Here is a 6,670-nt window from a genome sequence, read left to right on the forward strand (position 1 = left end):
GTTATACAAAGCGTTAAACTTTAAAGCGTTCCACTTCTTTACGAACCGTGTTTGCCGAATCAAACATGTTTGTTGCACTTTGGCTACTGCGTGCAGCTTGATCGGCGAGAATGTCAGACGCATCTTTAATCCCTTGCGTATTTCGACTAATGTCTTCGCTGACCGCGCGCTGCTCTTCTGCCGCGCTGGCAATTTGCAGAGCCATTCCGTTGATTTCGTTGATCGCAGTCGTAATCGTGTCGAGGCTTTCTGAGGCTTGTTGCGCGTAGTCGACACTGGTGTCCGCTAACGTTGTACTCGCTTCCATACTGTTGACCGCGAGCTGAGTATTCCCTTGCAATGTTTCGATCATCTGGCGGATCTCTTCTGTTGAGCCGTGAGTGCGTTGGCTCAGTACTCGAACTTCGTCTGCCACCACAGCAAAGCCGCGTCCTTGTTCACCGGCGCGTGCTGCTTCAATCGCTGCGTTGAGTGCCAGTAAGTTCGTTTGTTCGGCAATGCCTTGGATAGTAGAAAGGATCTGGTTGATGCTCTGGGTATTGTTTTCCAACTCAGAAATAATGTTAGAGGCGTCAGCGACTTGCTCGGCAAGTTTGATGATCGCTTGACGGTTTTTCTCGATCACTTGCTGACCATCTTCACACGCAGCCGATGATTCTTGTGATGCGTTGGCGGTCAGTTCTGCATGACTGGCGACCTCTGCCGCAGTCGCTGACATTTCATGGATAGCCGTCGCAATTTGGTTAACGTCATTTTGCTGCGTTTCAACTTGCTGTGCGGATTCCTGAGACAACTGATTAGCCGCTTCGGCTTGTATCGCCAGTTGTTGGCTGTGCTGGATAATATCACCAAGCATTTTCTGCATTTGCGCCAAGAATTGGTTGACGTGCTGAGCGAGTTCGCCGATTTCATCCTTTCTCTGGATTTCAATCCGCTGAGTAAGGTCACCTTCGCCCTCTGAAAGCTCAGACAGCGCATCAGACAGCGTTTGCAGCGGTTTGAGTAAGCGGGTAACGACGTATGTGCTAATAGAAGCAATCACGATGTACAACAGAATTGAGGCAATCGCAGTAAACTGAATTTGCTCAGCTACAGACGAGAACGCAAGCTCTTTGTCGACCACAATACCCAGCGACCAATCGGTTGATGGCACGTTAGATACGAAGATCAACTTGTCGCCTTGTCCCGGCCAAGTGATGGTTGAGATCCCGGCGGTCTTGATTAACTGCGCGACTTTATCGGCTGAGAGCCCAGGATTTAGGTTGGTTAACGGCTTCTGGCTGAGTTTCTCGTCTTTGTAGGCGACGATGTTGTTGTTGCCATCGACCAAGAATGAGAAGCCGTCGTTGTCGAGAGTCACGTGAAGGACTTCTTCAATGATGTTACTTACGGTTAAGTCTGCTGCGAGCACCCCATCTTTACTGCCGCTGAACGCTTTGGCAAAACTGATCACGATACTGCCATCGAAATCTTGGTAAGGTTCGGTAATGATCAGTCCAGGTGCCGCTTTTGCGTCAATGTACCAAGGTCGGCTGCGTGGGTCGTAGTCCGTTGGCCAGTCTTCGGTTTTGTCGCCATAAGCGATAGAGCCGTCCTCAAACCCTGCATAGACAGAAAGGAATCCGCCCGCACGTTTTGTCAGCAGCATTTCCCTGTCGGCATCTGGTGAATCTAAAATGGCTTTTTCGTTGGCGAGCATCATATCACTACGAATTTCTAACCAATCGGAGATGTAACGAGAGGTCGCGTGACTAACGTTCTCCATTTCGCTATTGAGTGCGGAGGTTGTCTCTTGCTTCAACTGGCTGACAGAGATCCAAGCTTGAACGCCACTAACAACAGCGATGATGACAGCAATAGCAATTTGTATTTTTAGCTTTATTGTATATTTCATTGTCTTTCCTTCAGTACTTAGACAACAAACAAAGGTGAGGTTTAGACTCAAATGTGTTGTTTACCTAATGCTTTAGAACGGGCAAAAGGCAGGTGTTTTAATAGGGAGTAAGTAAATTAACGGTCAGATGTTATACAAAACTGACAGTGATATGTTTGATCTAACTATGTATTCGGCAGGTGCAATAAAGTGTGTAGGTGGCTTTTGTTTGTTTTGCGACTTCTTACACAAAAATGCGTAAGAAGTCGCACAATTCGTTAAGTGAGTAGTAGTGCTGCAGCGTAGACAATCACTAGGCCAATCACGCCGATAATTACGCCGGTTTTCGCCATGTCGCGGCTTTCGATTAAGCCAGTTGAGTAAGCGAGCGAGTTTGGTGGTGTCGAGACAGGGAGAATCATGCCGAGTGATGCCGAGAATGCGACCACCACGAGTAGCCCTTGCAATCCACCCACCGACGATAGGCTTTCCATCGAAGCGCCAATCGCCGCTGCGATCGGCATCAAAAGGTTTGCGGTTGCGGTGTTGGACATAAAGTTAGCCATCAACCAACAGACAATCGATAGCGTAATGACGACCGCAACTGGCGATAACGATTCATAGTCGATTGCGTGGGCTAGCGCAGAAGCCAAGCCGGTTTTATCCAAACCGATACCAATCGCAATACCCCCAGCTACCAACCACAATACATCCCAGTTGATTTGCTTGAGCTCAGCTTTGCCCATGATGCCAGTCAGTGTGAAGACGGCCAGCGGGATAATTGAGACAACATAGGTGTTCATACCGTGCAAGCTGGTGGTCATCCATAAAATAATCGTCGCAGCAAATGTGACGTAAACGACCACTGCGCGCCAGCTTTTTTGGAATTCGCCATCCAGCTTTAACTGCATGGTTTTGTGTGAAGAAGGGAAGAGTTTTTGTAGCAAAAACCACGCGATAGTCAGTTGTATAATGACAAAAGGTAAGCCCATCATCATCCAGCTCAGAAAGCTAATGCTGTTTTCGCCGGTTAAGTATTGCAGCGCAATCGCGTTGGGCGGTGTACCGATTGGTGTGGCAATACCACCAGTATTGGCGGCGATAGGGATACACAACACCAGCGCTTTGATACCTAAATCTCCTTTGGGCGCAGAGGCGACGATCGGTCCAAGCAACGCTAACATCATCACAGTCGTAGCGGTATTGGACATAAACATCGAAAACACCGCTGTGATCAGCATCAGACCTAGCATGATAAATTTTGGCTGCTGACCAAACGGCCGTAACAACACGCGCGCTAAGTTGTTATCCAATTCATATTTAGACGCCGCAATCGCCAGAGCAAAGCCTCCCATGAACAGGATAATAATCGGCGATGAGAACGCACCAAAGATATCGGTATAGTTCATCAGCGTACCAATATCATGGCCTGCAGGTGGTGTGCGGAAGAGGTGTAAGCCTTTATCAGAGATCATTATCAGCTCAAGCGCAATGATCAGAATGGAAGTAGCAAAAACAGGGACGGGCTCAAGCACCCATAGCAAAGCGGCAAGCAGGAAAATCGCCAGTAAGCGATGCTGGATCAGTGACAGGTCATCGATAGGGATAGCATCGATTGGCATCAATAGAACACCCAATGGTATCCCGAAGCAAATCAATAGCTTGACCAATATCCCTTGGTCTATTCGCGGCATAAACTTTAACCTTAAAGAAAAATCTACCCACAAGAGTAATTAATAATCAAATTAGGGTCTTAGACTGAGGTGGAAGTTTTGCAATGAGGTTAAAAAATGTTGCGAATGTCTTGTTTTCAGTCAAAAAAACGCCCCGACAGTGCGGGGCATTTTTTATCAATCTTGTTTGAGGGTATGGGCGTATGGGGTACCCATCACGGTAGGCTTACCGTAATCCATACTCTCATCAAATTTGACCGCATCTTTAGCGAATAGGTTAATCACCGTTGAGCCCAGTTTGAAGCGACCCATTTCTTCGCCTTTTTTCAAGATAACCGCTTTGTCACCTTGAGCTGGGTAATCCCATTTGTACACAGAGTTACCGCGAGGTGGAGTCACTGTACCAGCCCAAACTTGTTCGATGCTGCCTACGATAGTTGCACCCACCAATACTTGTGCCATCGGGCCAAACTCCGTATCAAAGATACATACCACACGTTCGTTACGTGCGAATAAGTTTGGCACGTTTTCCGCAGTGAGTGGGTTGACCGAGAACAGATCACCAGGAACATAAATCATCTGACGTAGCGTACCATCACATGGCATGTGCACACGGTGGTAGTCACGTGGTGAAAGATAAAGTGTCGCAAACTCGCCGTCTTTGAACTCTTCAGCCAGCGTTGCGTCTCCGCCTAATAGTTCTTGTGCGGTAAAGTCGTGGCCTTTCGCTTGGATAAGCTTGCCATCTTTAATTGGGCCGAATTGGCTTACACACGCATCAGCAGGGTGGGTGATAACCGAATCACCTTCTGCAATCGGACGTGCGCCTTCTTTCAGCTCACGGACAAAAAATTCATTGAACGATGCAAAATGCTTAGGATCGGAGTGCTTCGCTTCGTCCATGTTCACGTTGTATTGCTTGATGAACCAGCGAATAACCGCTGTTGTTAGACCGCCAGCTTTTGCTGAAGCCAGTTTACCCATCAAACGGGTTAAACCGTGTTGTGGGATCCAGTATTGCAGTCCAACTTTAATCTTATCCATTGTCTTCATTTCCAATGTTAACTGTATGTTGCTCACTTCTTTTGGGCGCGAGATAGTACTCAAATTCAAACCAAAAGTCAGTAGAAAGTCATTCGAGACGATTCAAGAAATCGTTACAGATCAGCTTTTTTGTTGCGAGAGTACTGACGGTTCGCTTTCATTTCCGCCATGCTTTCAAGAATTCGATGGTAGTTTTCAAAACGAACTTGATTGATCTCACCATCTTCTACCGCCTTGACTAAGATACAGCCCGGATCATCTAAGTGTTTGCAGTCACGGAACTTACAGCCACCTAAATATGGTTGGAATTCGATAAAGGCTTTGGTGACTTCTTCTGCCTCAAGGTGCCATAAACCAAATTCACGCACTCCCGGTGAGTCAATCAGGTCACCGCCTGACGGGATGTGGTACAGACGCGAAGCCGTCGTGGTATGTTGGCCAAGACCGGAATTCTCTGAAACCGCGCCCTCTTCGATGTCAAAGCCAGGCATGAGTGCGTTAACCAAGCTCGATTTACCCACACCGGATTGCCCAACGAAGATGTTAATTCGGTTGCTCAGTAGCTCTTCAAGTGCCGGAATTCCTTCACCTGTTTCTTTACTTACCAACAGAACTTTATAGCCAATTTTCTCGTAAGTGCTTAGCCAATCTTTGTAGAGTTCCAGTTGTTCTTGTTCTAGCAAGTCAATCTTGTTGAGGACGATCAAAGGCGCAATCTTTAGCGTTTCTGCGGCAACCAGGTAACGGTCGATGATATTCAGTGACAGTTCAGGGAGTACCGAAGAGACAATGATCATCTGGTCAACGTTGGCGGCAACAGGCTTCAAGCCGTCGTAGTAGTCTGGGCGAGTCAAAACCGAAGTACGTGGCTCAACGGCTTCAACCACTCCGTTGATACCTTCCATCGACTCCAAACCCGGACGCCAAATGACCTTATCGCCTGAGACGAGGCTTTCGATTCCCCGTCTTAAGTTGCAGCGGTGAATGTCGCCACTTTCTTGATCTTCAATATCGGCATGTTGGCCAAAGCGAGTGATCACGAGTCCTTTTTGCGCCGTGCCGAGCATCGATTCATCCCATTGAACGGACTCTTCTTTTTTCAGCTTACGTTTTTGATTGCTGCGTACGCGTCGAACTTGACCTTTGGTGAGCTTTTTCTTTTTTGCCACAATTGTCTACTTAACTATTAACCATCACTTAGTATCCGCTAGACTGCTATCTAGTGGATCAGAATTTGGGTATAGTACCCTTTTTATCATAAAACCAATAGGCAACGATTTATGTCCTTTAGCGATCAAAACTTAATTTGGGTTGATTTAGAGATGACGGGCCTTGACCCAGAAACTCATAAAATTATCGAAATCGCTACTATCGTCACCGATAGTGAGTTGAACATTCTAGCTGAAGGGCCGGTTCTTGCCATCCATCAACCAGAAGCTGAACTGAGCAAAATGGATGAGTGGTGTACGACGACACATACTGCCAGCGGTTTGGTTGAGCGTGTCCGTGCCAGTGATGTTGATGAACAGGAAGCTATCCGCCAAACGGTCGCATTTCTAGAACAATGGGTACCGAAAGGTAAGTCACCAATTTGCGGTAACAGCATCGGTCAGGATCGCCGCTTCTTGTACAAGCATATGCCGGAACTGGAAGAGTACTTCCATTATCGTTACCTCGACGTGAGCACGTTGAAAGAACTCACTCGTCGTTGGAAGCCAGAAGTCTTAGATGGTTTTTCAAAGCAAGGTAGCCACTTAGCGTTAGACGATATTCGTGAGTCTATTGCTGAGCTAAAGTATTACCGAGAAACAATTTTTAGTATCTAATATTCTCCTCTCAAATATAGGGCTGGTCTGTTAAAGCAACGTTTTGGAACGAAAAATGTTCGATTCTGTGTGCTTTTTCATCAAAAGAGAAAAAATCGATTTTTTTTTGCAGGAAGGACTTGCATCACAAAATAAAGCTCTTATAATTCGCAGCCCTGAACGACGGAAACGTTGTGAATGCGACACTAGCTCAGTTGGTAGAGCGCAACCTTGCCAAGGTTGAGGTCACGAGTTCGAACCTCGTGTGTCGCTCC

General features: G+C 47.0%; 5 protein-coding genes and 1 tRNA gene. 2 read left to right on the forward strand and 4 right to left on the reverse strand.

Annotated elements, in window-relative coordinates; translation table 11 throughout:
• Positions 1-13: 13 nt before the first annotated feature.
• From HCZ42_RS20330 to rsgA, 4 genes are all read right to left on the reverse strand, one after another.
• Positions 14-1,894, reverse strand: a complete 1,881-nt coding sequence (locus tag HCZ42_RS20330; protein ID WP_167422521.1) for a methyl-accepting chemotaxis protein — start codon at positions 1,892-1,894, stop codon at positions 14-16.
• Between the two features lie 257 nt (positions 1,895-2,151).
• The gene (locus HCZ42_RS20335; RefSeq protein ID WP_167422522.1) at positions 2,152-3,567 is read right to left on the reverse strand and encodes an SLC13 family permease; all 1,416 of its coding nucleotides are present in this window, start codon (positions 3,565-3,567) and stop codon (positions 2,152-2,154) included.
• A 156-nt stretch (positions 3,568-3,723) separates the two neighbouring features.
• Positions 3,724-4,590, reverse strand: a complete 867-nt coding sequence (gene asd, locus HCZ42_RS20340; protein WP_167422523.1) for an archaetidylserine decarboxylase — start codon at positions 4,588-4,590, stop codon at positions 3,724-3,726.
• 113 nt (positions 4,591-4,703) lie between these two features.
• On the reverse strand, positions 4,704-5,759 hold the full coding sequence (gene rsgA / locus HCZ42_RS20345) for a small ribosomal subunit biogenesis GTPase RsgA (RefSeq protein WP_167422524.1): 1,056 nt from the start codon (positions 5,757-5,759) through the stop codon (positions 4,704-4,706).
• 111 nt (positions 5,760-5,870) lie between these two features.
• On the opposite strand from rsgA, the gene orn reads away from it, so the two are divergent.
• On the forward strand, positions 5,871-6,416 hold the full coding sequence (gene orn / locus HCZ42_RS20350; RefSeq protein ID WP_167422525.1) for an oligoribonuclease: 546 nt from the start codon (positions 5,871-5,873) through the stop codon (positions 6,414-6,416).
• Between the two features lie 179 nt (positions 6,417-6,595).
• Positions 6,596-6,668: transfer RNA gene (locus HCZ42_RS20355), tRNA-Gly, on the forward strand.
• Positions 6,669-6,670: the final 2 nt, after the last annotated feature.

Source organism: Vibrio hepatarius, from assembly GCF_011806575.1.
In the GTDB taxonomy this organism is placed as follows: domain Bacteria; phylum Pseudomonadota; class Gammaproteobacteria; order Enterobacterales; family Vibrionaceae; genus Vibrio; species Vibrio hepatarius_A.